We start from the raw sequence: 26,856 nt of genomic DNA, 5'->3' as shown, positions 1-26,856 counted from the left end.
TGGAACGGTAGTGACGCAGAGTGTGCCAGCGGGTCGCGGCGCGGTCGCCGGCCGGCCCCCGCGCACCGGCCATGCGCGGCCACCGGCCGGACGGAATTACCTGCCGCCCTTGCTCGGATTGGCGACCGTCCTCATCATCGGCTTGATTTTCGCCGTGGCGGTGGGTCTGTTTCAGGGTTCGTTCACCGAAACCGTGCCGGTGACCGTGATCTCGCAACGAGCCGGTCTGGTGATGAACCCGGACGCCAAGGTCAAGCTGCGTGGCGTGCAGGTGGGCAAGGTCGACTCGATCCAATCGCTGCCCAACGGCCAAGCGGCCATTCACTTGGCGATGGACCCGTCGCAGATGCGTTTCATCCCCAGCAACGTGCTCGTGAACATCGCATCCTCGACGGTCTTCGGCGCGAAGTCCGTCGAGCTGGTGCCACCCGAACAGCCCTCGGCCCAGCGGCTACGCGCCGGCCAGACGCTACGAGGCCAGCACGTCATGGTCGAAATCAACACGGTTTTCCAGGAACTCGTGTCGGTCCTGTCGCACATCGACCCGCCGAAGCTCAACGAGTCACTGGGTGCGCTGGCGCAAGCGTTCAGCGGGCGGGGCCCACAGCTCGGCCAGTCCCTGAGCGACCTGGATTCTTTTCTTGCGAAGTGGGAGCCGAGCCTTCCCGCATTGAGGCATGACCTCACGGTCTTACCCGCGGTGTCCAACGCCTATGCCGACGCGGCACCGGACCTGGTGAAGACCGCGGCCAACGCCACCCGGATCAGCAAGACGATTGTCGAGGAACAGCACAACCTGGACGCGTTGCTGATCAGCGCGATCGGTTTGGCCGACATCGGCAACGAGGTGTTGTCGACGAACCGCCAACCGCTGACGAATGTGTTGCATCTGCTGGTGCCGACCACCGACCTGCTAAATGAGTACAACCCCGCGCTCACCTGCGCTTTCACCGGACTCGTACGCATATCGCACGGGGCGCCGTTGTCGGAACCGAGCATCAACATCTCGGCGAGCCTCACGTGGGGCGCCGAACGTTATCGGTATCCGACGAATCTGCCCAAGGTCGCGGCGACGGGCGGCCCGCAGTGCGTGGGTCTGCCGCTGCCGTTCAATACGAGCCCACCCCAATTGATTGCCGATATCGGCGCGGACCCGGTGAACTACGGAAACCCGCAGCTGTTGCTCAACTCTGATCTCCTCAAACAGCTGTTGTACGGGCCAATTGCCGGTCCGCCACGAAATTCCGCTCAGATCGGACAACCCGGATGAGGACGCGCGCCACGCTGATCAAGTTCGCGATCTTTGCGGTCGTGATGGCGATGCTTACCGCCTTCCTTTTCTTCATCTTCGGCCAGTATCGGACGGGATCGACGAACAAATATTCGGCCGTGTTCACCGACGTGTCGCGGCTGAAGACGGGGCAGTCGGTAAGGGTCGCCGGCATCCGGGTGGGCACGGTCAACGGCGTTTCGCTGCAGCCGGACAAGAAGGTTGTGGTGAACTTCGACGTCGACCGCAACGTCGTCCTCACCGAGGGCTCCCGGGCAGCGGTCCGCTACCTCAACCTGGTGGGCGATCGCTACCTCGAACTCGTCGATGGTCCGGGCTCGACCAAGCATCTGCCGGCAGGCGGTCAGATTCCGGTTAGCCGCACCGCGCCGGCGCTCGACCTCGATCTGCTGCTCGGCGGACTCAAACCCGTCACCCAGGGCCTGAATCCGCGCGATGTCAACGCGCTGACCTCAGGACTGTTGCAAGTCTTCCAGGGCCAGGGGGGGACCCTCGACTCGCTGTTCGCCAAGACGACTTCGTTTTCGAACGCCTTGGCCGACAACGATCAAACCGTCCAGCAACTGATCGACAATCTCAACATCGTGATCGGCACGGTTTCGAAGGACGGCAAACAGTTCTCCGGCGCGATCGATCGCCTCGAGCAGCTTGTCAGCGGCTTGTCGAATGATCGCGACACGATCGGGTCCGCCATCGACGCCCTGGACAAGGGAACCGCCTCGCTGGCGGACCTGCTGGCCGAGGCGCGACCGCCGCTGTCCGGCACCATAGCGCAGTTGAATCGGCTGGCGCCGATACTCGATGGCGACAGGGACCGCCTCGACGCCGTACTCGGCAAGGCGCCACAGAACTACCGCAAGCTGGTCCGGCTCGGCGTGAACGGCGCCACCATTCCGTACTACCTCTGCCAGTTCGGGCTCCGCGGTACGGATCTTTCGGGTAAGACCGTGCGCGCCAATATCTTTAGGTCAGAAGCAGGAAGGTGCTCGGAACCCTAATGCTGAAGTATCGCGGAGCTGGGCTCGTCAAGGCAGGACTGATCGGCGTCGTCCTGGCGGTGATGGTCATCCTGGTGGGCCTGTCGCCCGACCGCTTCACCCAATGGGCGACGATGGTCAGGTACCAGGCGCTGTTCACCGAAGCCGGCGGTCTCGCGACCGGCAACCCGGTGATCGTGTCGGGGATGAAGGTCGGCACGGTCTCGGATGTGAAGCTGCGCCACGGCGATGCGCTGGTGACGTTCGCGATGAAGGGCAACGTCCTGCTCGGCTCGGAGACTTCCGCGCACATCCGCACCGGCACGCTGCTGGGCGAGCGGATGCTGACGGTGGAGTCCGCCGGCAGCGGCACCATGCATCCGATGGCTCTGATCCCCATCTCGCGCACGTCCTCGCCGTATTCGTTGACCGAGGCGGTCAGTGACCTGACGTCGGACACGGCCGGCACCAACACCACGGCGTTGAATCAGTCGTTGGACACGCTGGCTGCGACGCTCGATCAGATCGCACCCCAGATGGGGCCGGCCTTCGACGCGCTCACTCGGTTATCGCGAACCCTCAACAGCCGCAACAAGAACCTGGGCGAGCTGTTCAAGAGCGCCGGCGATGTCACCGGAATACTCTCCGAACGCAGCATGCAGGTCAACAAGCTCATCTTGAATTCCGATTCGCTGTTGCAAGTGCTGGTCGCGCGCCGTCAAGAGATCGTGGACCTGCTGGCCAACACGTCGGTGGTGGCCAAGCAGCTGACGGCGTTGGTGCACGACAACGAAAGCACATTGGCACCGACGCTGGAGCGGCTGAACCGGGTTCTCGGGGTGTTGGAGAAGAACCGCGACAACATCGGCAAAGCGCTGCCGGGTCTCGCCAAATTCCAGATCACCGTCGGTGAGGCCATTTCCGGCATGTACGCCTACCAGGCGTTCGCCCCGAACTTCCTTGTCCCGCAACTCTTCCAAGAGCTGGTCGACTACCTGTGGGGATTCCGGACCTTCGATACTTCAAAGGGACCCGGATACCCATCGCCGGTACCTCGGGCACTGACCCCTTGGCCATACAACTTGATTCCACAGTGCCCTGGTTGCACCTTGGGCGGACGGATCGGAGGATCACAGTGACCTCCCGGATCTCGCGGATGCCGCGCAAGCGGGTGGCGGCCGTGACGGCTGTCGTGCTCGTCGGACTCATCGTTGCCGGCGCCGCCGTGGTCATCCGTAACACGTTCTTCGGCCCACGGACCATCACCGCTTACTTCACCACCGCCACCGCGATCTATCCCCATGACGAGGTGCGGGTTTCGGGCGTCAAAGTCGGCAGCATCAAATCCATTCAGCCGCAAGGCACTCAGGCCAAGATGGTCCTCAAGGTCGACCGCGACGTGCCCATTCCGGCGGACGCAAAGGCTGTCATCGTCGCCCCAAACCTGGTGGCCGCGCGCTACGTCCAGCTCTCACCGGCCTACCGCGACAGTGGCCCGGTCATGCACGATGGGGCAGTCATACCGGTCGAACGTACCGCGGTCCCAGTCGAGTGGGACGAGGTCAAAACCCAGTTGATGCGGCTGGCAACGGATCTGGGACCCAAGAGCGGGGTATCGGGCACATCCGTGGGGCGGTTCATCGACAGTGCCGCCAATGCGCTGGACGGCAACGGCGACAAGCTGCGCCAAACGCTCGGTCAATTGTCAGGCGTGGGCCGGATCTTGGCCAACGGCAGCGGCAACATCGTCGATATCATCAAAAACCTGCAGACGTTCGTCGCCGCGCTGCGCGACAGCAACGTGCAACTCGTGCAGTTCAATGACCGGCTGGCCACGCTCACCAGCGTGGTCAATGACAGCAAATCCGACCTGGATGCGGCACTGACCGACCTGTCGACGGCGGTCGGTGAGGTGCGGCGATTCATCGCCGGAACCCGCAACCAGACCAGCGAGCAGATCGCCCGGTTGGCCGATGTCACGCAGAACCTGGTCGATCACCACATGGCCCTGGAAAACATTCTGCACGCGGCGCCGAACGCTTTCGGCAACTTCTTCAACGACTACAACGCCGACACCGGAACGATCGTGGGTGGGTTCGGGCTGATGAACATGGCGAATCCCACCTGGGGCGGGCAGGTTCTGCTGTCCGTACCGGGCTGCACGCAAATCGGCGCTGTCGAGAACATCACCGCGGTCGAATCGGGCAAGCTGTGCTCCCTGTTCCTCGGTCCCGGCTTGCGGCAGACCAACTTCAATAACTCGCCGATTCCCATCAACCCGCTCATCGCCAAATCGATTGACCCGGGCCGGGTTCTCTACACCGAGCCGCGCCTGGCGCCCGGCGGCGAGGGCCCGAAGCCCGGACCACCCGAGATCCCGCCCGAAGTGTCGGCCTACACCGGTCTGCCGGGTGATCCGGTGGGACCGCCAGGGGCGGTGCCGCCTGAGCGGATACCCGGTGCGGCGATGCCGCTGCCGCCGCCACCGTCGACACCGATGTCACCGCCACCCGGGCCGACCGTGTCGGGCATGCTGCTGCCAGACGGAGGCCCCCAACAATGATCGCCCGGGTGATCGCTAGGCGGGTGTTCACCGTCGGCTGTTGCGTGATGTTGATGACGACGGGATGCGCATTCCACGGCCTGAATTCACTACCGCTGCCCGGCGCGGTCGGACGTGGGCCAGGGGCCAACATCTACCACGTCGAACTTCCGAATGTCGGGACGATGGAGTCGAATTCGCCGGTGCTGATCGACGACGTCGTCGTCGGCAGTGTCGGCACGATGCGGGTGCAAGGCTGGCACGCGGACGTCGAGATCTCGGTCAAACGCGACGTGGTGGTCCCGGCCAACGTGGTAGCGACCGTCGGTCAGACCAGCCTGCTGGGCTCGATGCATGTGGAGCTCAATACGCCGCCCGGGCAATCGGGAGCCGGACGGCTGCAGCCGGGCGCCACCATCCCGCTGAGCCGATCATCGGCCTACCCGTCGACAGAGCAGACGCTGTCGTCGCTCGGCGCGGTCGTCAACGGCGGGGGATTGGGCCAGATCGGAGAGGTCATCCACAATTTCTCGGCCGCCCTGTCCGGGCACGAGGGTGCCGTGCGTGATCTGATTACCCGCCTGGACACGTTTGTGGGGACACTGGATGACCAGCGGGACAACATCGTCGCCTCCATCCAGGCGCTGAATCGGCTGTCGGCCACGTTCGCCGACCAACGCGACGTCGTCACCGACGCGCTGCGCAAGATACCGCCGGCGCTCGAGGTGTTGATCAAGGAGCGGCCGCGTCTGACGGCCGCCCTGGATCATCTTCGGGTGTTCAGCAACACCGCCACCCGGCTGATCAACGACTCCCAGGCCGACCTGGTCACGAACCTCAAAAATCTGGAGCCGACCATCAAGGCGCTCGCCGACGTCGGACCGGAGTTCGGCGCGGCCATCGCGGCGGCGTCCGTGTTCCCGTTCACCCAGAACTTCGTCGACCGCGCGGTCCGAGGCGACTTCTTCAACCTGCATTTCGACTTCGACCTCACGATTCCACGGCTCAAGAAGGGTTTGTTGCTTGGAACCCACTGGGGGCAGCTGGATATGCCCGTGCCACCGGTGCCCGGGGATCCGTATCGCATGAATTACACACTCGATCCTTTGCATAACCCGCTGAGGCCACCATGGATCGATCCCGACGCCTTGCCGCTGCCCCCACCACCGCCGGGTGCGGCTCCGCTGCCCGGCCCGCCACCGGCTGCGGTACCGGGACCGGGACCGGGGAATTATGGACCGTTGCCCGGGCCTGCTCCGGCCGCAGCCCCGCTGCCCGGCCCGCCGCCGGGTGCGGCCCCACTGCCCGGTCCCCCGCCTGGTGCGGCCCCGCTGCCTGACGCGGGTCTTGGCCAGACGGCGCCGCCCGCAGAGGCGCCGCCGACAGGAGCGGGTGGATAGATGCTGACTCGCTTCGTTCGCATCCAGCTGGCGATTTTCGCGATCGCCGGAATCATTGGCGTGATCGCCATGGTCCTCTTCTATATCCAAGCGCCGACCCTGCTGGGCATCGGCCGGATGACGGTAACGCTGGAGCTGCCGGCCACCGGCGGCCTGTACCGGTTTTCCAACGTGACCTACCGCGGGGTTCAGCAAGGCAAGGTCACCTCGGTGGATCTGACGCCGACCGGCGCGAAAGCCACACTCTCGCTTAGTAGTTCACCGAAGGTCCCTGCGAATCTGACGGCGAAGGTGCTGAGCGTTTCCGCGGTGGGTGAACAGTACGTGGACTTGCAGCCCAAAACCGATTCGCCGCCCTATCTGCACGACGGCTCGGTTATCGCCGTGCGGGACACGACAATTCCGCAGCCGGTCGCCCCAATGCTCGAACAGGTCAATGCCTTGGTTCAAAGCATCCCGAAGACCAAACTCGGTCAATTGCTCGACGAGTCCTTTCAGGGCTTCAACGGCTCCGGTTACGACCTGGGGTCGCTGCTCGATTCCTCGAAGACTTTGTCCCGCGACGCCAATAGCGTCGTCGATCGCACCCGAGCCCTCACCGAAGACACCGGGCCGCTGCTGGACACTCAGGCAAGCACCACCGATTCGATCAGGAAGTGGGCACACAGCTTCGCTGGCATCTCGGACACGCTGGTGGACAACGATTCCCACTTCCGCGCCATCTTGGAGAAGGGTCCTGACGCCGCGAACGAAGCGTCGCGGCTTCTCGAACAAATCAAACCGACGCTGCCGGTGCTGCTTGCCAACCTGACCACCATCGGGCAGATCGGCGTCACCTACCACCCGTCGCTCGAGCAGCTACTGGTGTTGCTGCCGTCGGGGGTTGCTGTCGAGCAGGCCGCGCAGGGTGAAAACCATCCCGACGGTAGGGCTTACGGCGACTTCGCGGCCACGGTCGACGATCCACCTATTTGTACGGTCGGCTTCATGCCACCCAACACCTGGCGATCACCGGACGACCTCACCGACATCGACACACCGGACGGGTTGTATTGCAAACTCCCGCAGGATTCACCGATCGCGGTTCGCGGTGCCCGCAACTATCCCTGTATGGGTCACCCGGGTAAGCGCGCACCGACCGTCGAAATCTGCAACAGCGACAAGCCGTATATGCCGCTAGCGATGCGACAGCACACCCTCGGCCCCTATCCGCTGGACCCGAATCTGCTGGCCCAGGGCGTCCCGCCCGATGACCGAATCACCGTCAATGACAGGATCTTCGGCCCGGTCGAGGGTACGCCGCTACCGCCGGGGGCGGTGCCGCGCGGCGCTCCTGTGGGGCCGCGGGGAGAAAATCCGCCACCGGGCACGGTCGGGGCCGCAGTCCCCCCCGTCCCGTCTTCGGGACCCCCCGCGCTGGCGCCGATGTCGAGAATGTCGGCGGACCTTCCGCCCATAGCGCCACTCGACGTTCCTGCGGCGGGAGAACTTCCCCCGCCGCCCGCGGCGCCGGCCCCGCTTCCAGTCCCGCTTCCAGCCCCGCCCTCTCCTTCCGATCCCGGACCAGCCGACACGACCGGCGGGGGAGGACCTCAGGCTGCGCCAAGCTCGTTCGGAGGCAACGCATCTAAACCAACGCCGTCGGTCGTGGTGGCGAAGTACGATCCGCGCACCGGTCGTTACGTCGGTCCGGACGGAAAGTTGTACCAGCAGTCGGATCTCGTTGCTCCGAAAGCACCCAGGACGTGGAAGGACATGCTACCCACCTGAATTCGCCGGAAGGCGAAGCGGCCCGGGGGCGGGGCAATGAAGCTAGGACGGCCCGGTCAGGAGAGCTGATCCAGGCGCAACGGCATCGTGATATCGAGCCACTGGTTTTGCCCGCAGGCACCGCTCGGGCCGACTGTCTTATCCTTGCCCGCGAAAACCCGCGACCCGATCTGGAATCCACCATTGTCGTTCACCGGGTAGAAAAAGAACTGCTGCTGCCCCGCAAACGCGGTACCGTCCTGGCACCGCTCCCAGTTCGGCACTTCGCGTCTCACCTTCCACATCTCGCCATCTTTCATGAATAGGGCCGCGCTCCATCCCTGGTCGCTCGTCACCGTGCCATGGCATTCTATGGTCGAGTCGCAGGTCGAGCTGATGGTCCATACTTGATAGACCGTTGGCTCGCCGAAGTACTGGTCATTTCTCTGGGCGTAATCGCCAATGGACGTGGCACGGAACGTCCCATTGATGGCCACGTCTTCCTTGGTTATCGCCTGGGCTGTGGATGCAGTGCCCAAACCGCCGAATGCGGTGGCAGCCAACAGCGTTGCGGTGGTGAGTGTTCTGACTGAACGCATCAGGTGCTCCTCGAAGCGCGTAATCCGAGAGTGCCTATGGCACCTATTCCGCCGTCGGTTGCGACGTTCTCGAGCGATGACGTTACACTGCTTTAGCCCGCCAGATAATGGTTAGGACAACATCTGTCGCGCTCATCCGGACGGGTCGAATTTCGCGATCAGCCAAGAGCCGTTGACCTTGGTCAGCGTGACCAGGACACTGCTCTGCGTCGTCTCGGGGTCTTTCTTTTGTGCGCTTGCGGTGGTCTGGTCCACGAATACCAGCACCACGGCCGAATCGGGATGCAATTCCGAGACCGCGGCCCGAATCACCTTGGCCGTCGCCGTAAGTTGTCCCTTCTGCGCAGTCGGCGCGATGACTTCGTCGGCGAATTTGCTGTAATAGGCCAAGAAGTCGCCGGTGAGATGCGACTTCGCGTTGTCGAAATCGCGATTCCAATGGTCGTAGGAATACGACAACGCCGCCACCGCACCATTCGACGCCGCCTGTATTGCCCGGTTCGCCGCGGCGTCGCCAACCTGCTGATCCGGCCGGTACAGGATGAAGTACACGCCGGCAGCGACTCCCATGGCGGCGATCACCAACGTTGTCGCGACGATCGAACGCCACCGCGCCAAATAGCGGCGCGCCCGACGGCGAATCGCCGCCGGCCGCCCCTCCTGGTCGGCACTTGGAATCGTCGAGCCGTCACTCGCGTTTTCGGTGCCGCCCAGCGAGGAGCCATCTTCGACAGTCATCGCAGGAAATCAACTTTCGACATCTTGAGCTGGCCGCCGTCGCGGTCCAAATTGACGCTGAGCCGAAACAGGGCCGGTGGCGGTTTGGCGTTATCGGGCCCAATGGGATCGGTTTTCGCCGCCACAAGCACGACTCCCGAATTGTCGCTCACCGACTGGACCGCGACGGCTTCCACGGTGACCCTGGTGCCGACCTTCGTCTCCTCGGCCTTGTTGACGATCAGCCTCGACAGCACAGACAGCTGATTCTTCTGGTCGCCCGTGGAGGCATCGATCGAGCGCTGGACATCCTCTTTGGCATGAGCGGGGTCAATCGACATGAATGCGGTAATCCCTTGCCGGGCAGCTGCACTGAACTCCGCGGTGAGCTGGCGGTTATGCACCGCGATGTGGTGCTGCCAGAGCATGTAGCCGCTCCCTCCCAGAGAAGTGGAGAAGAGCACGGTGCCGATGCCGGCGGCTACCGTTCGCCGCTTTGGGCGCCGCAGCCATCGCGGTCGCCTGGGACGGCGCGGCAACCGTAGCCGTTTCCGGATCGACACCGCGGGCCGGTGCTCGGCATCATGTGCATCGTCGGCCGAATCCCCGGTTTCGGCCGCTCCGCGCAGGCTTTCCAGGCGTGCCCGAGCCGCCTCGGCGCGCGCTTCAGCCTCGGCAACTTCGTCTTCTGCGTCCACTTCCGAGAGGTCGGCGTCGGGCCCGTCCGGATCGTGCATCGGAGAGCGAGCTTATCACTTCCGCGCGGGCTCAAAGGCGCCACGGGGCGGCTGTCCTTGCGGCTCTCACATGCGGAAATGCTCGCCCGTCGGGACACCCGACGTAGTCGCGCTCGATGCCTCGGCGCCGCCGACCGTGCAGTCAGGGTTGATCTTCTCCAACCAGGAGAATTTTCTTTTCGGATGTGGCAGAGTTATCGGGTGCGATCGATCGTGGCCCTGGTTGCTGCGTTGCTCGGCGCCGGTGTGGTGGCGGCGCCGCCAGCCTTGGCGGGGCCGACTGTCTGCGACTACCCCGCCTGCACCCCCGGCATCATGCCGCACCAGGTTCTGGGCGCGCCGTGTGACAACACCAGCTACTACGCGTTCGGTGTCGCCGACGGCTACGTTTCCTTCGCCTCGGAGCCCGGCCGGCTGATGTTCTGCGGCTCGCCGCGGCGATACCAGCCGCGCTGGTTCCGCTCACCTCCGATGGCGGGGGTCAAGGACGAAAACGCCGAATGCCCGAACTATTTGAACTACGTCGCGCAGGCGCCCGACGGCCTGTTCCTGATCTGTATCGCTCACGACGGCATAGCGAGCTGGGTCCGCGCCGACACATAGCCGAGTCAGTCGCGGGATTTCCGGGGCAGGCCGAGCAGGCGCCGGCTCAAGTCGGTCACCCGCTCGAGCAACGTGTCGTCGTCGATGTCGGCAACCAGCGGATGCATGACCGCGGTGCTCAGCGCGCCGGAGAACATGGCCGCCTCGATCCGCCCGTCCAGACCCGCATCGCTCAGCAGCACCCGGTACAGACGGTCCATGAAAAGTTGAAACGGCTTGTGCTCGGCCAGCAATCGGACGACGACGGGGTCGAACTGCAGCGTGCGCACCAACCGGCGGTCACGCACGGCCATCTCGACCACGCGCACCAGTAAGGCATCGCGCGCTTGGGGACCGTCGTCGTATGCTTCGGCCTCCTCGAGCGCCGGCTCGAGTCGGCCGAGTTCGCGCTCGGTCACGGCGATGACGATCTGCTCTTTGGTCCGAAATTGATGGTAGACAGCGGCTTTCGTGATTCCGACTGCATCGGCGATCATCTGCAGTGAAGTACCGCTGACACCGTGCGTGGCGATCAGATCCAACGCGGCGTCGAGTACCCGCGTCCGGGCCGGGCTGTGCTCGATGAGCCAAAATTGCTCAGCGGCGACCGGCTGCCGTGCTGTTCCCACGCCCCGAGACTAGACGACGCTATTGACCCTGGCTAGCCGATCGGCTAGCTTCGCTCACTAGCCGGGTACCGGCCGCAATCTCGTACGGGAAGGAGTATCGATGTCCGACGTCGGCGCGGACGACCCAGGCGGTCGCCAAACTGCCCGAAGCGCGTACCGGCGGACCGACGGCGAGCTGATCCTGCTCTGGACCTTGCCAGTGGCGCTGATCCTGTGGATCGCCTCCTTCTTCCTGTTCCCGGGATTCAACCCGCCGATGTCACCCACCATGCCGGCGGAGCAGGTGGCCGCCTTCTACCGCGATCCGGGGCACATTCCGCAGATCCGTTCCAGCATGATCTTGTTCAACTGGTTCGGGGTGTGTCTGGTGCCGATACTGGCGCTGATCGTGCTGCAGATCCGCCGCATGGCGCACCGGACACCGATCTTCTCCTACGCCATGCTCGGGTGCGCGGCCGGCGGCCCGACGCTGTTCCTCGTCGCCGATGTCTGCTGGCTGCTGGCCGCCTTTCGCCCGGAGCGCAGCCCGGAACTGACTCAGCTGCTCAACGACCTCGCCTGGATCACCTTCACCATCCTGGTCCCGTTCTTCATCGGTCAGTGCGTAATCTTGGCCCTGGCAATCTATTTCGACGACCCGTCCCGCCCGGTGTTCCACCGGTGGGTGGCTTACTTCAATCTTCTGGTGGCGGCCGCGCTGGTGCCGGCGGCGTTCGTCGGCGTGTCGTTGACGGGCCCGCTGGCCTGGGACGGCCTGCTGTCGTTCTGGGTGAAAAACGTCGCCATCGCGGTCTGGATCGTCGTGATGGGCATCGTCTTGGGGCGGGCCGTCTATCGCGAGCGCGCCGAATCCCGCGGTCAACCAATGGAACTGGTCACCGCATGAGCGCGGTGATCGCACCGCCGACGTCCCCGGCCACGCCGCCCGCCGGCCCCCTGCACCACCGAATCGGTTGGCACCTGAGCCGCGACCCCAAGCGTGAGCTGTGGCTGGCGTGGGGGGTGCTCATGGTGTTCTACGGCCTCTTCTTCCCGATGTTCTTCATCGTGGCGCAGGTTCAGCCGCCGCCGGAGCCGACCTGGGACCTCGCGACCCAAGCCCACTGGTTCGCCGAACGTCACCTCGGCATACCCGTCGGCTTCGGGGTCATCTTCGCCATCAGCGGCATGATCGCGGTCAACAACGCACTCATCGCGTACTCGATGCGCCGCATGTCGGTCAGCCGCGCGTTCGCGTACTCCTATCTGCTCATCTACTCACTCAGCGCGGTTCCGGGCATGCTGCTGCTCAACATCGCGCTGATCGTGGGCACCCTGCGACCGGACCGCGACCCCGAAGCGATCGGTTGGCTCTATGACTTCGCCTTCTTGTCTTTCGACGGAACCATGGGGGTGTTCCTGATCGGCTCACTGATCTGGATGGTGGCGATCTTGCTCGACAAGAACCGCGTATTCCCCAAGTGGTTCGGCTATCTCAACCTGTGCAACGCGCTGACGGAGGTGGTCGTGGCGCCCTGCTGGATCTTCCGGCGTGGCGTGTTCGCGTGGGACGGCGAGATCGCGTGGTGGCTGGACATGGTCGTCTTCGGGGTCTACCAGGTCACGTTCATCGTCATGCTGTTCCAGATGATCCGGCGCGAAGACTTCGGTACCGGACCACTGCCGGACCTGCCGCGAAAGACGGCGGTTGCGCAATGACGGACCTCGCCGAAAACAGCGCGCGGGTTAGGGCCGTACCGGGCCAACCCGACATGTGGGCCTTCGTCCTGTTCGAAACCCTGGTGTTCACCGGGTATTTCGCCTTCTACCTGTTCGCACGGGGTCGCAACCCCGAACTCTTCCTGCACTCGCAGGCGCATCTCGACCTGCGCGTCGGAGTCTTCAACACTTTGGTCTTGTTGCTCAGCTCATGGTCGGTCGCGCGGTGCGTTCAGTCGGCGCGCGCCGGCGCTTACCGCGCGGCGCTCAGGGATGCCGCCATCACGGCAGGATTCGCCGTCGTATTCCTGTTTTTCAAGGTGTTCGAGTGGGCGCGGCTGGTCCAAGCGGGAAATGGCATAGACCGCAACGACTTCTTCATGTACTACTTTTTCCTCACCGGGATCCACTTTGTTCATCTGCTGATCGGCTTCGTCGTCCTGGGCGTCGTCGTCTACCAACTCATGAGTCCGGCGCGGCGCTCCCAGGAAATCGTCGAAACCGGTGCAACGTATTGGCACACCGTCGATTTCCTGTGGGTGCTCATCTTCGCGCTGCTCTACGTGGTGAGGTGAGCGGGTGAAATTCAACAAGAGGTTGCTGTTCGTCTGGCTGATCTTGGCCGCGTTGACGCTGGCTTACCTGTGGATAGATCACTCCGCCGGCGGATTGCTGAAGTCCAGCGCGGTGGTGACGTCGAGCGTCATCGTCATCGCACTTATCAAGGTGCGCATCATTTTTCGCGAATTCATGGAGGTGCGCGACGCCCCGGTGCTGCTCTGCCGCCTTACCGACGCGTGGGTGGTGCTGATCGCCGCCGTCTTGCTCGGCAGCTACTTCGTCGGACTGCAAATCCGTTAGCGCTCGCCAGTCGGGAGTTCCTAGGCCACCGGCGCGATCGCGTCCGCGGTGGTGAACCTCAGGTGCAGTTCGCTGAGGCCCCGCAGGATGTAGGTGGGCTCGTAGGTGTAACGACGATCGGCGGCCGGCCCGTGATGGGCTTCGTTGATTTCGATGTGCGGCATCCGGTCCAGGATCCGCTCGATCGAGACACGCCCCTCGACGCGGGCGAGCGGACCGCCGGGGCACGAGTGCACGCCGCGGGCGAACGCCATGTGTTCGCGAACGTTCCTGCGGCGCAAGTCGAATTCGTGCGGGTTCTCGAACCGACGCGGGTCGCGGTTGGCGGCGCCCGGCAGGATCATCACCACGGTGCCCGCGGGGATGTCGACACCTCCGACGGTGGTCGCCTTGCGCGCCAGCCGCGAGTCGCTCTTGACGGGGCTGTCCATCCGTAGCGATTCCTCGATGAACCCGGGAATCAGGCTGCGGTCGTCACGCAACTGCTGCTGGATATCGGGCCGGTCGCCGAGAACTTGCAGGGCGGCGCTGAGCAGCTTCGCGGTGGTCTCCTGTCCCGCGGCGAAGAGGAAGGTCGCCGAGCGGACGACCTCGATCACCGGGGGTGTCGATCCGTCCGGGTACTTCGCGTCCGCCAGGAAGCTCAGCACGTCTCCGCGGGGCTCGCGGCGCCGATCCTCGATGTAGTGACAGAACTTGTCGTCGAGCCACTCCAGCGGGTTGATACCCACCGACTCGTGGTCCAGGGCACCCACTCGCGCCTCGGGGCGATCGGCGCCCAACACCTTACGGAATTCCCTGTGGTCCTCCTCCGGCACGCCGAGCAGGTCCGCGATCACCAAAGTGGCGAACGGCTTGGAATATTCGGCGATGAACTCGCACTCACCGAGGCCGAGGAACTCGTCGAGCTGGCGGTCGGCGAGGCGCCACATGAACTCCTCGTTCTGCTTCAGCCGGCTCGGGGTCAGCAACTTCGCGAGCACCGACCGGGCCTTCGTGTGGTCGGGCGGGTCCATGGTGACCATGTGCTCGTTCATCGGAAACGAGCTGCGGTGCGCATCGATCTGCGGGCTGATGTCGTCGCCTTCGGGCGTGAACGGCAGCGGCGGGAAGGGCCCGCCGAGGGCGACGATGTTGGAGAAGGTGTCCGGGTCCTTATAGATCTCGCAGGCTTCGTCGTAGCCGGTGACGGCGACCACCCCGTAGTGCGGCAGGCGCAGCACCGGGTTTTGGCTGCGCAGGTAGTCGAAGTAAGGGTGCGGATCGGGGACCAATGACGGATCGGTGAAGAAGTCGATCGAGTCGAAGGTGCTCATCGGAATGCGTCTCCCTGGGCTGGGTTTACCGGCGGTATTCGGCGGCAAGCCGTACCGCCGCCCGATTTCGAGATCCAAAATGTGCTGAGCACCTGCTTAGCATGGCGGTAATGTCAGGGTCAAGGTTGAGGGCGGCGCGCCACGATACGATCCGTGTGGTCGGCACGGGATGGCACACAGTACGGAGCAGGCACATGACATCGGCCCGCAGAATCGGGGCGCCGGACGCGAAAAACCGCGTCTTGTTGCTCGATGCCGCCGAGCGGCTGATGCTCGAGGAGGGCTATGCCGCGGTCACGTCCCGCCGCCTGGCGAACAAGGCCGGGCTCAAGCCTCAGCTGGTGCACTACTACTTCCGCACCATGGAAGAGCTGTTCCTGGAAGTGTTCCGTCGCCGGGCCGAAGAAGCGCTTGAAGTGCACGCGCAAATGCTGAAGTCGCCGCAGCCGCTGTGGGCGCTCTGGCGATTCGGCACGGACCCCGCCTTCACCCGGATTTCGATGGAATTCATGGCGCTGGCCAATCATCGCAAGGAGATGCGGGCCGAAATCGCTTACTATGCAGAGCGTTTCCGCGAAGAGCAGCGCCAAGCGGTGACGACCGCGCTGGAGCGTTACGGCTCCAGAATTCAAGACGAAGGCCAGGACATCGACATCCCTCCGGTGGTGTGGACGGTGCTGATGAGCAGCCTGTCGCGGTTCCTGGTCCTCGAGCAGGCGATCGGTATGTCCGCCGGACACGCCGAGACGTTGGAATTGGTGGAGAACTACTTGCGCCGCCTGGAAGGCGAACCGCGGCCGATCGAGGGTGTACCGGATACCTGGATTGTTCACCAGTTCCGCAGCGAGCAGAGCACGCCTTTGGGGCCATCCTTGGATACGACGACCGCGCCGTCTACCGCCAGATCGCAGTGAAGTCCCGGCGTGCCGGGCTCCGTGCCGGTGCTCGCCACCACCATCGCGTAATGGTCGGGGTCCGACATGTCCAGATCGAAGCCCCACGGCTTGCCCGGGGCGAGATCGACGTCGACATGGGGTGTGAACGAGTAGGGGTTATGGCTGTAGTCGGAGAATTTCTCCGGCTGGTGGTCCAGGTAGTAGATGGACGTATAGATCGGGTTCTGCGCGGAAACGGTGTACCTGACGTGATGCATGACCGGGTCGGCATGCGCCCGTCCGCTTCCCACCAGCACGCTCGCGACCGCCAATAGCGAAGCCAACGACACGATGGAGCCGACGCCCATCGCTGTCCTCGTTGTGGTCATGACGCTCCTCCGGCGGCCGGGCGCGGTTTGTTGTTGCGGTTCATCACCCGTTCTGCGGCTTGCCAGTGCGGGTCGGCGACCCACAGCCGTGCGAAGGATGCTATCGCCTCCTCCGGGGAAACTCCGCGGATTACGCGCTTTATCTCGGTCGCCGGGTGGCGCGCCAGCGACCTCGCGATGGCTCGCCAACCCTCGTCGGGCGAATCGAAGACGTCGCGGGGCACGACCTGGTCGACCAGGCCGATGCGCTCGGCGTCGAACGCGCTGAGGGCGGTTCCCGAGCCGGCCAGCAGCAGCGCCCTGCTCTTTCCGACCAGCGTGGCCAGCCGCTCGGCCCCGCCCCAGGCCGGCATGATTTCCAGCTGAACTTGGTTGAAGGCGATCTTGATGTCGTCGGCGGCTATCCGGATGTCGGCGGCGACCGCGACTTCGGCGCCGCCGCCGAACGCGTGGCCGTTGAGCGCGGCGATCACCGGGGCGGGGAAGTCCGCCAGCTGATCGCAGATGGACCGCATCCGCCGGGCCATGGCTGCGGCGTCCTCCTCGGTCCGCAGCGCGCTCAACTCCTTCAGGTCACCGCCGGAGACGAAAGCTTTGTCTCCGGCGCCCTTGATCACCAGCGCTTGAACGCCTTCCGCCGCATCGAGCGCCTTCTCCAGCTGGTCCATGGTGTCCAGACCGATGGCGTTGCGGGCCTGCGGGCGATCGATGGTGACCACCGCCAACCCGGCGTCGATCTCCAGATCCACCATGCGTTTTCGCTCCTCGACAACAACACGATATTGGCATTCTCTTTTCGCGAGAATAACATCATCGCTGCAGGCCCAAGAACTTCAGCCAGTGAGGTAGAGGTGACTCGATGCGGAACCGAATCCTGGCCGCCGCCGCGGTCCTTGCCATTGCCTTGGTCGGGGCGTGCACGTCGCGGCCCCCAAGCCAAATCGCCAGCACGGCAACGGTGACCGTCAACGGCGCTGACCGCACTTTTCACGTCGTGAAGTGCAGTCAGCGGGAGTGGACCCGAACGATCGACATCGGCAGCGACTTCGCGGGAGCCAAGGTCGTGATCGACGAGAGTGCGCAACCGGCGACCGCCGAGTCCGTACACATCCAGAACCTGGGTGGCTTCAGCGGAATGTACTCCCGGGGCGGCGACGGCGAAGGGGGCATGAGCATGACCGGTGACAAATTCACCGTCAGCGGCACCGCCAACGGGTACCTGACCGCCAAACCCGGTGAACCGGCTACCGCCACGTACAAGATCTCCGTGGCCTGCTGACACGCCGGACCGGGGTCCGGAGACCCACGTTGCGATTACGCTCCCGTAGAGAATAGTATTCTCATAAATTGCGAAGGAGGATTTCATGGGCCAGCTGTCGCATCGGGAAGACGTCCCATTCCCGATCTTTGACGCGGATAACCACCTGTACGAGCCCCCAGAGGCGCTGACCAAGTTCCTGCCCAAGGAGTACAAGGACTTCGTCCAGTACGTCCAGATCAACGGGCGGACCAAGATTGCGATCCGCGGTCAGATCAGCAACTACATTCCCAACCCGACCTTCGAGGTCGTCGCCCGGCCGGGCGCCTGGGAGGAGTACTTCAAGTACGGCAACCCGGACGGCAAGAGCAAGCGCGAACTGTTCGGTGAACCGATGCGCGCGATCCCGGCGTTCTTCGAGCCCGGCCCGCGCCTGGAGAAGATGAACGAGCTTGGTCTGGATCGCACTCTGATGTTCCCGACGCTGGCGAGCCTGCTCGAGGAACGTCTGCGCGACGACCCGGTGGCCGTCCACGTCCTGATCCACGCGCTGAACGAATGGCTCGACGAGGTCTGGGGCTTCAACTACCAGAACCGGATCTTCACCACCCCGGTCATCACCTTGCCGATCGTCGAGAAGGCGATCGAGGAACTGGAGTGGGCCGTCAAGCGCGGCGCGCGGTGCATTCTGATCCGCCCGGCGCCGGTCCCGGGCTTCCGCGGCCCGCGTTCCTTCGCGGTGCCCGAGTTCGACCCGTTCTGGGAGCGGGTCGTCGAGTACGACTTACTCGTCGGCATGCACTCCAGCGACAGCGGCTATTCGCGCTACACCTCCGAGTGGGACGGCGCGGAACAAGAGATGCTGCCGTTCCAAACCAATGCGATGGGCATCCTCAACGAGTGGCGGCCGATCCAGGACGCGGTGGGGTCGTGGGTGATTCACGGCGCGCTGTACCGGCACCCGAAGCTGAAGGTCGCGATCGTCGAGGCCGGGTCGAAGTGGATGACGCCGCTGCTGGACGGCCTGGCCGAGGTGTTCCGCAAGGCCCCGGAGGTATTCCCGAGCGACCCCGTCGAGATGGTCAAGAACCGCATCCACGTGAGCCCGTTCTTCGAGGACGGCATCGACGATCTGGTCAACCTCGTCGGCGTCGATCAAGTGTTGTACGGCTCGGACTGGCCGCACCCGGAGGGGCTGGCGGAGCCGACGTTCTACGTCAACGCGCTGTCGCATCTATCCGTTGAGGATCAGGCAAAGATCATGGGCGGCAACCTCGGTCGGCTCGTCACGGTGTGACGTCTAGGGGCTCCGGGCGGCGACGATGCAGGACGTGAAGCGTCCTGAGAAGGAGCCGGCCAACCGACAGTGGCAGACCATCCCGGAGATGGTCTTGAGCGCAGCGGACCGCTTCGGCGACGCGGAAGCGGTCGTCGACGGTCCGCTGCGCTTGACATTCGGTCAGGTGACCGAGAGAATCCGTTGTGCCGCAGGCGCTTTCGCCGACCTCGGCATCGACAAGGGTGACCGGGTCGCTGTCTGGGCGCCCAACTCGGCCGAGTGGATCATCGCGGCGTTCGGGTTGCTCACCGCCGGCGGCGTGCTCGTCCCGGTCAACACGCGGTTCAAGAGCGAGGAAGCCCGCGACATCATCGTCCGCAGCAAGGTGAAGGCCGTCCTGGTCCAAAAGGGTTTCCTGGACCAGGATTACAGCGCGCCCGCCGGAGTGCCGGTGATCGACCTGAAGTCCGACTTCCTGTCCAGTGGTTCGCCATTCGAACGGCCGGTGAGCGGCACCGACACCTCGGACATCATCTTCACCTCGGGCACGACCGGGCGTCCCAAGGGGGCGATGCTCAATCACGGTCAAACGCTGCGCATGTACGAGGAGTGGGCGACGCTCGCGGACCTGCGGGAGGGCGACCGCTACCTGCAGATCAACCCGTACTTTCACACCTTCGGACTCAAGGCGGGTCTGGTCGCCTCGTTCCTGCGCGGCGCCACGATGCTGCCCGTCGCGGTGTTCGACGTCGACACCGTAGTGAATCTTGTTGAACGTGAACGCATCACGATGCTGCCCGGACCGCCGACGCTGTATCACTCGTTGCTGACGGTGGCCGACAAGTCCAGGCTGTCGTCGTTGCGTGCGGGCGTGACCGGCGCCGCCGACATCCCGGTCGAGCTGGTGCGTCGCATCCACGACGAACTGCCGTTCGAGACGCTGATGACCGGTTACGGCCTCACCGAGGCCGGCAACGTCACCCTCTCCCTGCCGGGCGATTCCTTCGAGGACGTCGCCACCACCGCGGGCGTGCCGTGCGAGGGGGTCGAGGTGCGCATCGCCGAGGACGGCGAGGTGCTGGTCCGTGGCTACGGAGTGATGCGGGGGTACCTCGACGAACCGGAGGCCACCGCCCAAGCGATCGACCGCGACGGCTGGCTGCACACCGGAGACCTCGGAGACTTCACGGAGACCGGGCGGCTGCGCATCGTCGGCCGGAAGAAGGACATGTTCATCGTCGGTGGGTTCAACGCCTACCCGGCCGAGATCGAGGGCTTCCTGCTCAATCACCCGGCCGTGGCACAGGCCGCGGTCATCGGTGTCCCCGACGAACGGATGGGCCAGGTCGGCAAAGCGTTTGTGGTGCGCAACGGCGAGGTCAGCGCCGACGAATTGATCGGCTGGTGTCGTGACCGGATGGCCGGATTCAAGGTGCCCCGCACGGTAGAGTTCCTCAATTCACTCCCACTCAACGCGACGGGGAAAGTGATGAAGGACCAGCTCCGATGAACAACGGCGATATCCATTCGATGGTGATCGCATCGGACTATCGCGTCCCCGATCCCACCCGGGTATGGCCACTGCTGAAACGCAACAAAGCCGCCCTGGCCGATATCGGCGCACACCACGTGTTGGTCTACACCTCGACCCGCGATCACGGGCGGGTCCTGGTGATGATCGGCGTGCACAGCCGTGAGCCGATCGTGGAGCTGCTGCGGTCCCGGGTCTTCTTCGATTGGTTCGACGAGGCCGGCGTGGAAGACATTCCCGCGGTCTTCGCCGGCGAGATCGTCGACAGGTTCATCGCGCAGCCACCGACAACTCCGGCGGCGCCGGGCGTCGTGGTGGCCGCCATCGCCTCCGTCAACGACGTGTCCCTGCTGACCTCCGAAGTCAGCACGGCGATCGACAGATTCACCACGGCCGGCATCCGAAAGACGTGGGTGTTCCAGGCTTTCGACGACGATCACGAAGTGCTGATCCTGCAGGAGTTCCCCGACGAGAAAAGCGCGCGGGACTGGATCGACCACCCAGACGCGGCGGCGCAATGGATGTCGGGTGCGGGCATCGGCGCCTACCCACCGTTGTTCGTCGGCCGATTCTTCGACATGATGCGCATCGAGGCGGACTGAGGATCCGCCGGTGTTCGTGTGCCTGTGTAATGGAGTCACCAGTCAAACGGTGACCGAAGCCGTTTCGTGCGGGGCGTCGACCACCAAGGAAGTCGCCCAGGCGTGCGGGGCGGGAGCCGATTGCGGACGCTGCCGTCGCACGGTGCAGGCCATCCTGCGATCGTCCAGTCCGGACCGAACCCCGAACTCGCGCTAGCTCGTCAGCGGCGCGGACTGCCATCCGGTGATGTCGGTTGGACGAGTTCGACCAGCAGGGCCGGGATTTCGAGTCGCGGCAACATCACCTCGATGAACACCATGCGGTCTCGCTGCTCGGCAGCGGCGGTCAGGGCGTCGTCGAGTTCGCCGTAGGTCCGGACCTGGAACGCCAGGTGGTCGGTGACCCCCAGCGCGCGGGGGACCTCCGTCCACTTCCAATTGACGATGTCGTTGTACGGCGCGGTCTCGCCGTGGATCGCCCGTTCCACGGTGTAGCCATCGTTGTTGACCACCACGATGACCGGGGACAGCCCCTCACGCGAAAAGGTGCCCAGTTCCGGGACGGTCAACTGCGCGGCGCCGTCCCCGATGAGCAGCACCGTCCTGCGGTCCGGATGCGCCACCGCGGCCCCGAGCGCGGCGGGCAACGTGTAACCGATTGAGCCCCACAGTGGTTGGCCGATGAAGGTCACACCCTGCGGCAGCCGGTGGTCGGCCATGCCGTAGAACGAGGTGCCCTGGTCCGCAAGCACCACGTTGCCGGGGGTGAGGGCCACGCAAAGGCGGTCCCACAACATCTTCTGGGTGAGTGGCTGGTCGCGCGGCGGGGGCGGCGGCAGCGGCTCGGCCGGCGGCGACACCACCGGTGGCGAGGAGACTCCGCGGCGCACCAGGATCGCGGTCAGCGCATCGAGCGCCGCGCCCATTTCCAAGGGCGCGAAGACTTCTCCGGCCACGCTGCTCTGATACTGGCCGACATCGATCGTCCGGGCGGGGTCGATGCGCTGGCTGAAGAAGCCGCTGACCATGTCGGTGAACACCACCCCGGCGGTGACCAGCACGGGCGCCTCTTCGATCGCGGTGCGCACCGCCGGCGCGCTGGCGGACCCGGCGTAGATGCCCAGGAAGTTGGGCGAACTCTCGTCGAGCAGACTCTTTCCCCACATCAACGTGGCGTGCGGCACCACGTCGGCCGCCAGCAACGCCTCGAGTTCTTTGATCGCCTGCAGTCGGTGTACCAGCAAGTCGGCCAGGACGGTGAGCCGGTGGTCGCCGATGAGTTCGGCCGCGGCCTCGGCGAACATCGCCAGGGCGCGGGGGCTGGTGCCACCGCTATAGCGGGGCAACGGCGCCTCCGGCGGCTCGGTGGGGAAGCGAGCCACGTCGGTGGACATCAGGATGTATCCGGGGCGCTTCTGCTCGCGCACCTCGGACAGCACCCGGTCGATCTCGCGGCGGGCCGTCGCGGGCATCAGATTGGTTTGGGCGCAGGTGATTTCGCGGCTGACCCGGAAGAAGTGCTCGAAGTCCCCGTCGCCGAGCGAATGGTGCAGCGCCCGGCGGGTGTGCTGGGCATCCTTGGACGGGCCGCCGACGATGTGCACAACGGGTACCTGCTCGGCATAACTGCCCGCGACCGCGTTGGCCGCGGAGAGCTCTCCGACCCCGAAAGTCGTTACCAAGGCCGACATTCCGCGTAACCGGCCATACCCGTCGGCGGCGTAGCCGGCGTTCAGCTCGTTGGCGTTGCCGACCCAGCGAATGCTGGGGTGCGCAATGATGTGGTCGAGGAATTCCAGGTTGTAATCGCCGGGAACGCCGAAGATCTCCGAGACGCCGAGCTCGGCGAGGCGGTCCAACAGATAGTCACCGACGGTGTATGCGGGATCGGTCGCAGCATCAGTCACAGGCACGACGGTACGCTCGGTCGAATCCGTTCCGGGCGAGACGCCGGGCCAGTATCGTGCGGGCCATGGCACTCAAAGAATCCCGCGACATCGTCATCGAAGCCAGTCCGGAGGAGATTCTGGACGTCATCGCCGACTTCGAAGCGATGCCCGAATGGTCGGAACCGCATCAGAGCGCGGAGATCCTGGACACCGGTGACGACGGGCGCCCCCGGCAGGTGAAGATGAAGGTCAAGGTCGCCGGGATCACCGACGAACAGGTGGTCGCCTACACGTGGGGCGACAATGTGGTGAGCTGGAAGCTGGTCAGTTCCTCGCAGCAGAAGGCGCAGGACGGGAAGTACACCCTGGTGCCGAAAGGCAACGAGACTCTGGTCAAGTTCGAGCTTCTCGCGGACCCGAATGTGCCGCTGCCCGGCTTCGTGCTCAAGCGCGCCGTGAAGGGAACGATCGATTCGGCGACCAAGGCGCTGCGCGACCGGGTGCTCCAGGTGAAGAAGGGTAAGTAGCTGCCGTGAGCGGCGGCCCGCTGTCCGGGGTGAAAGTCATAGAACTCGGCGGCATCGGGCCGGGACCGCACGCGGGAATGCTGCTCGTCGATCTGGGAGCCGACGTGGTGCGGGTGCGGCGTCCAGCGGGCGGCTTGGGGATGCCGGCCGAGGACCGCGATCTGCTGCACCGCGGCAAGCGAATCGTCGACCTGGACGTCAAGGCGCAGCCGCGAACGCTGCTGGAGCTGGCCGCCAAGGCCGACGTGTTGCTGGACTGCTTCCGGCCCGGGACCTGCGAGCGACTCGGCATCGGGCCGGACGACTGCGCGGCGGTCAACCCGCGGCTGATCTACGCGCGGATGACTGGGTGGGGACAGGAGGGTCCGCTGGCGCCGACCGCCGGTCACGACATCAACTACCTGTCGCAGACCGGCGCCCTGTCGGCGCTGGGCTACGCCGACCGGCCGCCGATGCCGCCGCTGAACCTGGTCGCGGACTTCGGTGGCGGCTCGATGCTGGTGGTGATCGGCATCGTGGCCGCCTTGTACGAACGGGAGCGTTCGGGCGCGGGGCAGGTGATCGACGCGGCGATGGTCGACGGGGTCAGCCTGCTGGCCCAGATGATGTGGACTATGAAGTCCACTGGCGCACTGCGGGACCGACGCGAATCGTTCCTGCTCGACGGCGGCGCCCCGTTCTACGGCTGCTACGAGACCGCCGACGGACGATACGTCGCCGTCGGCGCCATCGAACCGCAATTCTTCTCGGCGCTGCTCGACGGGCTCGGCCTGTCACCCGACGACGTGCCCGCCCAGCAAGACAAAGCGTCCTACCCACGGATGCGCGAGATCTTCACCCAGCGATTCGCCAGCCGGACGCGGGACGAATGGACGCGGACCTTCGCCGGCACCGATGCTTGTGTCACCCCGGTGCTGACGTGGCAGGAGGCCGCCGCCGATGGGCACCTGCGGGCGCGTTCCACCCTGATCACCGCCCACGGCGCCGACCAGGCCGCACCCGCCCCACGCTTTTCGCGAACCCCCGCCGGGCCCGTCGGACCGCCTCCGGCGGCGACCACGCCGCTCAACGAAATCGACTGGTAGAAAATCCTTTACGGCGAACCGGTCCGCATCGCGGTCGGCGTTGCTAAGTTGATCCTCAGTGGCCGTAAAAGCATCAAGGGAATTCGTCGTCAACGCGCCGCCAGAAGTGGTCATGGAGGCGCTGACCGATGTCGGCGTCCTGTCATCGTGGTCGCCGCTGCACAAACATGTCGAGGTGATAGACCGGTATCCCGACGGCCGGCCGCACCACGTCAAGGCCACCATCAAGGTTCTCGGGCTGGTCGACAAAGAGGTCCTGGAATACCACTGGGGACCGGATTGGGTTGTCTACGACGCCAAGGGGACCTCGCAGCAGCACGGCCAGCACGTCGAGTACACCCTCAAACCCGAAGGGGTCGACCAGACTCGGGTGCGCTTCGACATCACCGTCGAACCCGGCCGGCCCATGCCTGCGTTCGTCGTGCGGCGCGCGGCCGAGAGTGTTCTCGACGCCGCGATGAAAGGGTTGTGCGACCAGGTGGCAGGCGGCAGCGGTTCTTCCCGGCCGGAATAGCCTTCGCCGGTGGCTGCGCTGGCGTTAACTTAGTACTAGTGGCCGTTCAAGCATCTTCGGAAATCGTCATCGACGCGCCTCCGGAAGTCATTATGGAGGCGCTCGCCGATATGGATGCCGTGCCCTCGTGGTCGTCGGTCCACAAGCGGGTCGAGGTCGTCGACAAGCATCCCGACGGCCGCCCCCACCACGTGAAGGTCACGATCTCGGTGACCGGCATCCACGACACGGAAGTGCTCGAATACCATTGGGGCGCAGACTGGATGGTGTGGGACGCCCACAAGACGGCGCAGCAGCATGGTCAGCACGGCGAGTACAACCTGAGCCGCTTGGGCGTCGACAAGACCAGGGTGCGCTTCACCATCACCGTCGAACCCTGGGCGCCGCTACCGGAGTTCTGGATAGCCCGGGCCCGAAAGAAAATTTTGCACTCGGCGCTGGAGGGGCTGCGCAAGCGGGTGATGGAGGGCTTCGGATCGGCTAGGTAGCGTCGCGCAGCCCGGCGAGTCGCTTGATCGCCTCGTCGAGGGTGTCGTCGCGTTTGCAGAAGGTGAAGCGCACCAAGTGATTCCACACATCGGCCGGACCGTGCGTGGCCGCCGGCTCGCAGAAGGCCGACATCGGGATCGCGGCGACTCCAACCTTTTCCGGGAGCGCCGCGCAGAACGCGCCGCTGTCGTCGTAGCCCAGCGGACGGGGATCGGCGCACAGGAAGTAGGTGCCGGCGCTGTCGTGCACCTCGAACCCGACGTCGATCAGCCCGGCGGCCAGTCGATCGCGCCTGGCCTGCAAAGTGGCGCGCAGGCCGGCCACCCACGCGCCCTCGGTCTCCAGTGCCAGGGCCACCGCCGGCTGGAACGGCGCGCCGCCGACATAGCTCAGATACTGTTTCGCCGCGCGCATCCCCGCGATGAGATGCGCTGGGCCGCAAGCCCATCCGATCTTCCAGCCGGTGCAGTTGAACATCTTGGCGGCGCTGGAGATGGTGATCGTCCGCTCGGCCATGCCGTCGAAGCCGGCCAGCGGAACGTGCTGCCGCCCGTCGAATACCAGGTGCTCGTAGACCTCATCGGTGATCACCAGCAGGTCCGCCGCGGTCGCGACCTCGGCGATGGCCGCCAACTCGTCGGCACTCAGCACGGTGCCGGTCGGGTTGTGCGGGGAGTTGACAATCAGCGCGCGGGTCCGTGGCGTCACGGCCCGGCGCAGGGCGTCGGCGTCCAGGGCGAAGCCGCGGCCGTGGGGGACCAGGGGCACGACCACCCGTTGCGCGGAGGCCATCGCCACCACCGGTGAATAGGAGTCGTAGAACGGTTCGATGAGCAGGACCTCGGAGCCGGGTTCGACCAGGCCGATCACCGCCGAGGCGATGGCCTCGGTCGCCCCCACCGTCACCAGCACCTCGGCGTCGGGGTCGTAGGTGATGCCGTAGCGGCGCTGCCGCTGGGCGGCGATGGCGTGGCGCAGCGGTGCGATGCCGATGCCCGGTGGGTACTGGTTGACGCCGTCGGCGATGGCCTCCTGGGCGGCCTTCAGCATCGCCGGGGGTCCGTCCTCGTCGGGGAACCCCTGGCCGAGGTTCACCGCTCCGATCCGCGCGGCCAGCGCCGACATTTCGGCGAACACCGTGGTCGCGTAGGGGCGCAGTCGCGACACCGTCATGGTGGTTGAGCTTAGGCGCGGCGGGCCACGGCCAGTGCCCGGGACGTGGCAGGCCAGCGTGAAGTTAATTGCACACTCGTCGCCGAGCGTGAAAGTAGTTTCACGGTCGGCCGGGGCGGCCGTCCCGGCCGGGCGAGCCGACGCGTGGTCGTCGTCACACGCCGCCCC

The 26,856-nt window shown here is 65.1% G+C and carries 30 protein-coding genes; 21 read left to right on the top strand and 9 right to left on the bottom strand.

Translation table 11 applies throughout. The annotated features are described in order from the left end of the window. Positions 1 to 10: 10 nt before the first annotated feature. From AC5Y7E_RS15055 to AC5Y7E_RS15030, 6 genes are read left to right on the top strand one after another with little or no spacing between them, the layout of a single operon-like run. Positions 11 to 1,270 carry an MCE family protein gene (locus AC5Y7E_RS15055; RefSeq protein WP_499918673.1) on the top strand — a complete coding sequence of 420 codons (1,260 nt, stop codon included), beginning with the start codon at positions 11 to 13 and terminating at the stop codon, positions 1,268 to 1,270. Beyond that, positions 1,267 to 2,289 carry an MCE family protein gene (locus tag AC5Y7E_RS15050; RefSeq protein ID WP_499918670.1) on the top strand — a complete coding sequence of 341 codons (1,023 nt, stop codon included), beginning with the start codon at positions 1,267 to 1,269 and terminating at the stop codon, positions 2,287 to 2,289. Before AC5Y7E_RS15055 ends, AC5Y7E_RS15050 begins: the two co-directional genes overlap by 4 nt. Then, on the top strand, positions 2,289 to 3,407 hold the full coding sequence (locus tag AC5Y7E_RS15045) for an MCE family protein (RefSeq protein WP_499918668.1): 1,119 nt from the start codon (positions 2,289 to 2,291) through the stop codon (positions 3,405 to 3,407). The genes AC5Y7E_RS15050 and AC5Y7E_RS15045 overlap by 1 nt, the downstream gene beginning before the upstream one ends. A 17-nt stretch (positions 3,408 to 3,424) precedes the next feature. Then, a complete protein-coding gene (locus AC5Y7E_RS15040) occupies positions 3,425 to 4,831 on the top strand; it encodes an MCE family protein (protein ID WP_499919020.1) in 1,407 nt (468 codons plus the stop codon). Beyond that, positions 4,828 to 6,210, top strand: coding sequence for an MCE family protein (locus tag AC5Y7E_RS15035; RefSeq protein WP_499918667.1), 1,383 nt, complete (start codon positions 4,828 to 4,830; stop codon positions 6,208 to 6,210). The genes AC5Y7E_RS15040 and AC5Y7E_RS15035 overlap by 4 nt, the downstream gene beginning before the upstream one ends. Further along, positions 6,211 to 7,980, top strand: coding sequence for an MCE family protein (locus tag AC5Y7E_RS15030; RefSeq protein WP_499918665.1), 1,770 nt, complete (start codon positions 6,211 to 6,213; stop codon positions 7,978 to 7,980). A 56-nt stretch (positions 7,981 to 8,036) separates the two neighbouring features. Here AC5Y7E_RS15030 and AC5Y7E_RS15025 read toward each other — a convergent pair whose 3' ends face one another. From AC5Y7E_RS15025 to AC5Y7E_RS15015, 3 genes are all read right to left on the bottom strand, one after another. After that, a complete protein-coding gene (locus AC5Y7E_RS15025; RefSeq protein ID WP_499918664.1) occupies positions 8,037 to 8,558 on the bottom strand; it encodes an Rv2253/PknI dimerization domain-containing protein in 522 nt (173 codons plus the stop codon). Between the two features lie 132 nt (positions 8,559 to 8,690). Continuing rightward, entirely contained in the window at positions 8,691 to 9,296 is a 606-nt protein-coding gene (locus tag AC5Y7E_RS15020; protein WP_499918663.1) for an Rv1363c family protein, read from the bottom strand. Next, positions 9,293 to 10,012: an Rv1363c family protein gene (locus AC5Y7E_RS15015; RefSeq protein ID WP_499918662.1), complete on the bottom strand. Its 720-nt coding sequence runs from the start codon at positions 10,010 to 10,012 to the stop codon at positions 9,293 to 9,295. Before AC5Y7E_RS15015 ends, AC5Y7E_RS15020 begins: the two co-directional genes overlap by 4 nt. A 183-nt stretch (positions 10,013 to 10,195) precedes the next feature. On the opposite strand from AC5Y7E_RS15015, the gene AC5Y7E_RS15010 reads away from it, so the two are divergent. Then, the gene (locus tag AC5Y7E_RS15010; protein ID WP_499918659.1) at positions 10,196 to 10,615 is read left to right on the top strand and encodes a hypothetical protein; all 420 of its coding nucleotides are present in this window, start codon (positions 10,196 to 10,198) and stop codon (positions 10,613 to 10,615) included. 5 nt (positions 10,616 to 10,620) lie between these two features. On the opposite strand, the gene AC5Y7E_RS15005 is transcribed toward AC5Y7E_RS15010, so the two are convergent. Then, positions 10,621 to 11,223, bottom strand: a complete 603-nt coding sequence (locus AC5Y7E_RS15005) for a TetR/AcrR family transcriptional regulator (RefSeq protein WP_499918657.1) — start codon at positions 11,221 to 11,223, stop codon at positions 10,621 to 10,623. Positions 11,224 to 11,323: 100 nt separating this feature from the next. On the opposite strand from AC5Y7E_RS15005, the gene AC5Y7E_RS15000 reads away from it, so the two are divergent. Genes AC5Y7E_RS15000 through AC5Y7E_RS14985 form a run of 4 tightly spaced genes read left to right on the top strand, consistent with a single transcriptional unit; the run spans position 11,324 to position 13,782 of the window. After that, the gene (locus AC5Y7E_RS15000) at positions 11,324 to 12,109 is read left to right on the top strand and encodes a hypothetical protein (RefSeq protein WP_499918653.1); all 786 of its coding nucleotides are present in this window, start codon (positions 11,324 to 11,326) and stop codon (positions 12,107 to 12,109) included. Next, positions 12,106 to 12,921, top strand: coding sequence for a hypothetical protein (locus AC5Y7E_RS14995; protein WP_499918651.1), 816 nt, complete (start codon positions 12,106 to 12,108; stop codon positions 12,919 to 12,921). The genes AC5Y7E_RS15000 and AC5Y7E_RS14995 overlap by 4 nt, the downstream gene beginning before the upstream one ends. Further along, entirely contained in the window at positions 12,918 to 13,496 is a 579-nt protein-coding gene (locus AC5Y7E_RS14990; protein ID WP_499918649.1) for a cytochrome c oxidase subunit 3 family protein, read from the top strand. The genes AC5Y7E_RS14995 and AC5Y7E_RS14990 overlap by 4 nt, the downstream gene beginning before the upstream one ends. A gap of 4 nt (positions 13,497 to 13,500) precedes the next feature. Then, positions 13,501 to 13,782, top strand: a complete 282-nt coding sequence (locus AC5Y7E_RS14985; protein ID WP_499918646.1) for a cytochrome C oxidase subunit IV family protein — start codon at positions 13,501 to 13,503, stop codon at positions 13,780 to 13,782. Positions 13,783 to 13,802: 20 nt separating this feature from the next. Here AC5Y7E_RS14985 and AC5Y7E_RS14980 read toward each other — a convergent pair whose 3' ends face one another. Next, on the bottom strand, positions 13,803 to 15,098 hold the full coding sequence (locus tag AC5Y7E_RS14980) for a cytochrome P450 (RefSeq protein ID WP_499918644.1): 1,296 nt from the start codon (positions 15,096 to 15,098) through the stop codon (positions 13,803 to 13,805). A 194-nt stretch (positions 15,099 to 15,292) separates the two neighbouring features. On the opposite strand from AC5Y7E_RS14980, the gene AC5Y7E_RS14975 reads away from it, so the two are divergent. Beyond that, positions 15,293 to 16,012 carry a TetR/AcrR family transcriptional regulator gene (locus AC5Y7E_RS14975; RefSeq protein WP_499918642.1) on the top strand — a complete coding sequence of 240 codons (720 nt, stop codon included), beginning with the start codon at positions 15,293 to 15,295 and terminating at the stop codon, positions 16,010 to 16,012. Here AC5Y7E_RS14975 and AC5Y7E_RS14970 read toward each other — a convergent pair. Beyond that, positions 15,928 to 16,362 carry an Rv2576c family protein gene (locus tag AC5Y7E_RS14970; RefSeq protein WP_499918640.1) on the bottom strand — a complete coding sequence of 145 codons (435 nt, stop codon included), beginning with the start codon at positions 16,360 to 16,362 and terminating at the stop codon, positions 15,928 to 15,930. The two genes, AC5Y7E_RS14975 and AC5Y7E_RS14970, sit on opposite strands and share 85 nt — an antisense overlap. Beyond that, positions 16,359 to 17,114 (bottom strand): enoyl-CoA hydratase/isomerase family protein, encoded by a 756-nt coding sequence (locus tag AC5Y7E_RS14965; RefSeq protein ID WP_499918639.1) that lies wholly within the window; start codon positions 17,112 to 17,114, stop codon positions 16,359 to 16,361. Before AC5Y7E_RS14965 ends, AC5Y7E_RS14970 begins: the two co-directional genes overlap by 4 nt. A 107-nt stretch (positions 17,115 to 17,221) precedes the next feature. On the opposite strand from AC5Y7E_RS14965, the gene AC5Y7E_RS14960 reads away from it, so the two are divergent. The 5 genes from AC5Y7E_RS14960 to AC5Y7E_RS14940 all read left to right on the top strand — a co-directional run bounded on the left by AC5Y7E_RS14960 (position 17,222) and on the right by AC5Y7E_RS14940 (position 21,228). Next, entirely contained in the window at positions 17,222 to 17,641 is a 420-nt protein-coding gene (locus tag AC5Y7E_RS14960; protein ID WP_499918637.1) for a lipoprotein LpqH, read from the top strand. A gap of 85 nt (positions 17,642 to 17,726) precedes the next feature. Then, positions 17,727 to 18,917, top strand: coding sequence for an amidohydrolase family protein (locus tag AC5Y7E_RS14955; RefSeq protein ID WP_499918634.1), 1,191 nt, complete (start codon positions 17,727 to 17,729; stop codon positions 18,915 to 18,917). A 25-nt stretch (positions 18,918 to 18,942) separates the two neighbouring features. Further along, complete coding sequence (locus AC5Y7E_RS14950; protein WP_499918632.1) at positions 18,943 to 20,409, top strand: FadD3 family acyl-CoA ligase; 1,467 nt, start codon at positions 18,943 to 18,945, stop codon at positions 20,407 to 20,409. Continuing rightward, positions 20,406 to 21,032: a fatty-acid--CoA ligase gene (locus AC5Y7E_RS14945; RefSeq protein ID WP_499918630.1), complete on the top strand. Its 627-nt coding sequence runs from the start codon at positions 20,406 to 20,408 to the stop codon at positions 21,030 to 21,032. The genes AC5Y7E_RS14950 and AC5Y7E_RS14945 overlap by 4 nt, the downstream gene beginning before the upstream one ends. A 10-nt stretch (positions 21,033 to 21,042) precedes the next feature. After that, on the top strand, positions 21,043 to 21,228 hold the full coding sequence (locus AC5Y7E_RS14940) for a (2Fe-2S)-binding protein (RefSeq protein WP_499918627.1): 186 nt from the start codon (positions 21,043 to 21,045) through the stop codon (positions 21,226 to 21,228). Between the two features lie 4 nt (positions 21,229 to 21,232). Here the strand turns inward: AC5Y7E_RS14940 and AC5Y7E_RS14935 are convergent, their stop codons facing one another. Continuing rightward, a complete protein-coding gene (locus AC5Y7E_RS14935) occupies positions 21,233 to 22,918 on the bottom strand; it encodes an alpha-keto acid decarboxylase family protein (RefSeq protein WP_499918624.1) in 1,686 nt (561 codons plus the stop codon). Positions 22,919 to 22,983: 65 nt separating this feature from the next. On the opposite strand from AC5Y7E_RS14935, the gene AC5Y7E_RS14930 reads away from it, so the two are divergent. From AC5Y7E_RS14930 to AC5Y7E_RS14915, 4 genes are read left to right on the top strand one after another with little or no spacing between them, the layout of a single operon-like run. After that, on the top strand, positions 22,984 to 23,427 hold the full coding sequence (locus tag AC5Y7E_RS14930) for an SRPBCC family protein (RefSeq protein ID WP_499918621.1): 444 nt from the start codon (positions 22,984 to 22,986) through the stop codon (positions 23,425 to 23,427). Between the two features lie 5 nt (positions 23,428 to 23,432). Beyond that, entirely contained in the window at positions 23,433 to 24,512 is a 1,080-nt protein-coding gene (locus AC5Y7E_RS14925; protein ID WP_499918618.1) for a CaiB/BaiF CoA transferase family protein, read from the top strand. A gap of 58 nt (positions 24,513 to 24,570) precedes the next feature. Then, positions 24,571 to 25,026: an SRPBCC family protein gene (locus AC5Y7E_RS14920; RefSeq protein ID WP_499918615.1), complete on the top strand. Its 456-nt coding sequence runs from the start codon at positions 24,571 to 24,573 to the stop codon at positions 25,024 to 25,026. Between the two features lie 38 nt (positions 25,027 to 25,064). Next, the gene (locus tag AC5Y7E_RS14915; protein WP_499918613.1) at positions 25,065 to 25,514 is read left to right on the top strand and encodes an SRPBCC family protein; all 450 of its coding nucleotides are present in this window, start codon (positions 25,065 to 25,067) and stop codon (positions 25,512 to 25,514) included. Here AC5Y7E_RS14915 and AC5Y7E_RS14910 read toward each other — a convergent pair. Next, positions 25,507 to 26,688, bottom strand: a complete 1,182-nt coding sequence (locus AC5Y7E_RS14910) for a pyridoxal phosphate-dependent aminotransferase (RefSeq protein WP_499918610.1) — start codon at positions 26,686 to 26,688, stop codon at positions 25,507 to 25,509. The genes AC5Y7E_RS14915 and AC5Y7E_RS14910 overlap by 8 nt on opposite strands. Between the last annotated feature and the right edge of the window lie 168 nt (positions 26,689 to 26,856).

Source organism: Mycobacterium sp. NGS17 (genome assembly GCF_059813205.1).
The sequence above is the reverse complement of the archived record's forward strand: the minus strand, read 5'-3'. Positions and strand labels throughout refer to the sequence as shown.

What these genes read in the sequence shown, in the direction of transcription:
- AC5Y7E_RS15050 (WP_499918670.1), top strand. Translation starts at nt 1,267, where the DNA reads ATGAGGACGCGCGCCACGCTGATCAAGTTCGCGATCTTTGCGGTCGTG.
- AC5Y7E_RS15045 (WP_499918668.1), top strand. Translation starts at nt 2,289, where the DNA reads ATGCTGAAGTATCGCGGAGCTGGGCTCGTCAAGGCAGGACTGATCGGC.
- AC5Y7E_RS15040 (WP_499919020.1), top strand. Translation starts at nt 3,425, where the DNA reads ATGCCGCGCAAGCGGGTGGCGGCCGTGACGGCTGTCGTGCTCGTCGGA.
- AC5Y7E_RS15035 (WP_499918667.1), top strand. Translation starts at nt 4,828, where the DNA reads ATGATCGCCCGGGTGATCGCTAGGCGGGTGTTCACCGTCGGCTGTTGC.
- AC5Y7E_RS15030 (WP_499918665.1), top strand. Translation starts at nt 6,211, where the DNA reads ATGCTGACTCGCTTCGTTCGCATCCAGCTGGCGATTTTCGCGATCGCC.
- AC5Y7E_RS15025 (WP_499918664.1), bottom strand. Translation starts at nt 8,558, where the DNA reads ATGCGTTCAGTCAGAACACTCACCACCGCAACGCTGTTGGCTGCCACC.
- AC5Y7E_RS15020 (WP_499918663.1), bottom strand. Translation starts at nt 9,296, where the DNA reads ATGACTGTCGAAGATGGCTCCTCGCTGGGCGGCACCGAAAACGCGAGT.
- AC5Y7E_RS15015 (WP_499918662.1), bottom strand. Translation starts at nt 10,012, where the DNA reads ATGCACGATCCGGACGGGCCCGACGCCGACCTCTCGGAAGTGGACGCA.
- AC5Y7E_RS15010 (WP_499918659.1), top strand. Translation starts at nt 10,196, where the DNA reads ATGTGGCAGAGTTATCGGGTGCGATCGATCGTGGCCCTGGTTGCTGCG.
- AC5Y7E_RS15000 (WP_499918653.1), top strand. Translation starts at nt 11,324, where the DNA reads ATGTCCGACGTCGGCGCGGACGACCCAGGCGGTCGCCAAACTGCCCGA.
- AC5Y7E_RS14995 (WP_499918651.1), top strand. Translation starts at nt 12,106, where the DNA reads ATGAGCGCGGTGATCGCACCGCCGACGTCCCCGGCCACGCCGCCCGCC.
- AC5Y7E_RS14990 (WP_499918649.1), top strand. Translation starts at nt 12,918, where the DNA reads ATGACGGACCTCGCCGAAAACAGCGCGCGGGTTAGGGCCGTACCGGGC.
- AC5Y7E_RS14980 (WP_499918644.1), bottom strand. Translation starts at nt 15,098, where the DNA reads ATGAGCACCTTCGACTCGATCGACTTCTTCACCGATCCGTCATTGGTC.
- AC5Y7E_RS14975 (WP_499918642.1), top strand. Translation starts at nt 15,293, where the DNA reads ATGACATCGGCCCGCAGAATCGGGGCGCCGGACGCGAAAAACCGCGTC.
- AC5Y7E_RS14970 (WP_499918640.1), bottom strand. Translation starts at nt 16,362, where the DNA reads ATGACCACAACGAGGACAGCGATGGGCGTCGGCTCCATCGTGTCGTTG.
- AC5Y7E_RS14965 (WP_499918639.1), bottom strand. Translation starts at nt 17,114, where the DNA reads ATGGTGGATCTGGAGATCGACGCCGGGTTGGCGGTGGTCACCATCGAT.
- AC5Y7E_RS14960 (WP_499918637.1), top strand. Translation starts at nt 17,222, where the DNA reads ATGCGGAACCGAATCCTGGCCGCCGCCGCGGTCCTTGCCATTGCCTTG.
- AC5Y7E_RS14955 (WP_499918634.1), top strand. Translation starts at nt 17,727, where the DNA reads ATGGGCCAGCTGTCGCATCGGGAAGACGTCCCATTCCCGATCTTTGAC.
- AC5Y7E_RS14950 (WP_499918632.1), top strand. Translation starts at nt 18,943, where the DNA reads ATGCAGGACGTGAAGCGTCCTGAGAAGGAGCCGGCCAACCGACAGTGG.
- AC5Y7E_RS14945 (WP_499918630.1), top strand. Translation starts at nt 20,406, where the DNA reads ATGAACAACGGCGATATCCATTCGATGGTGATCGCATCGGACTATCGC.
- AC5Y7E_RS14930 (WP_499918621.1), top strand. Translation starts at nt 22,984, where the DNA reads ATGGCACTCAAAGAATCCCGCGACATCGTCATCGAAGCCAGTCCGGAG.
- AC5Y7E_RS14910 (WP_499918610.1), bottom strand. Translation starts at nt 26,688, where the DNA reads ATGACGGTGTCGCGACTGCGCCCCTACGCGACCACGGTGTTCGCCGAA.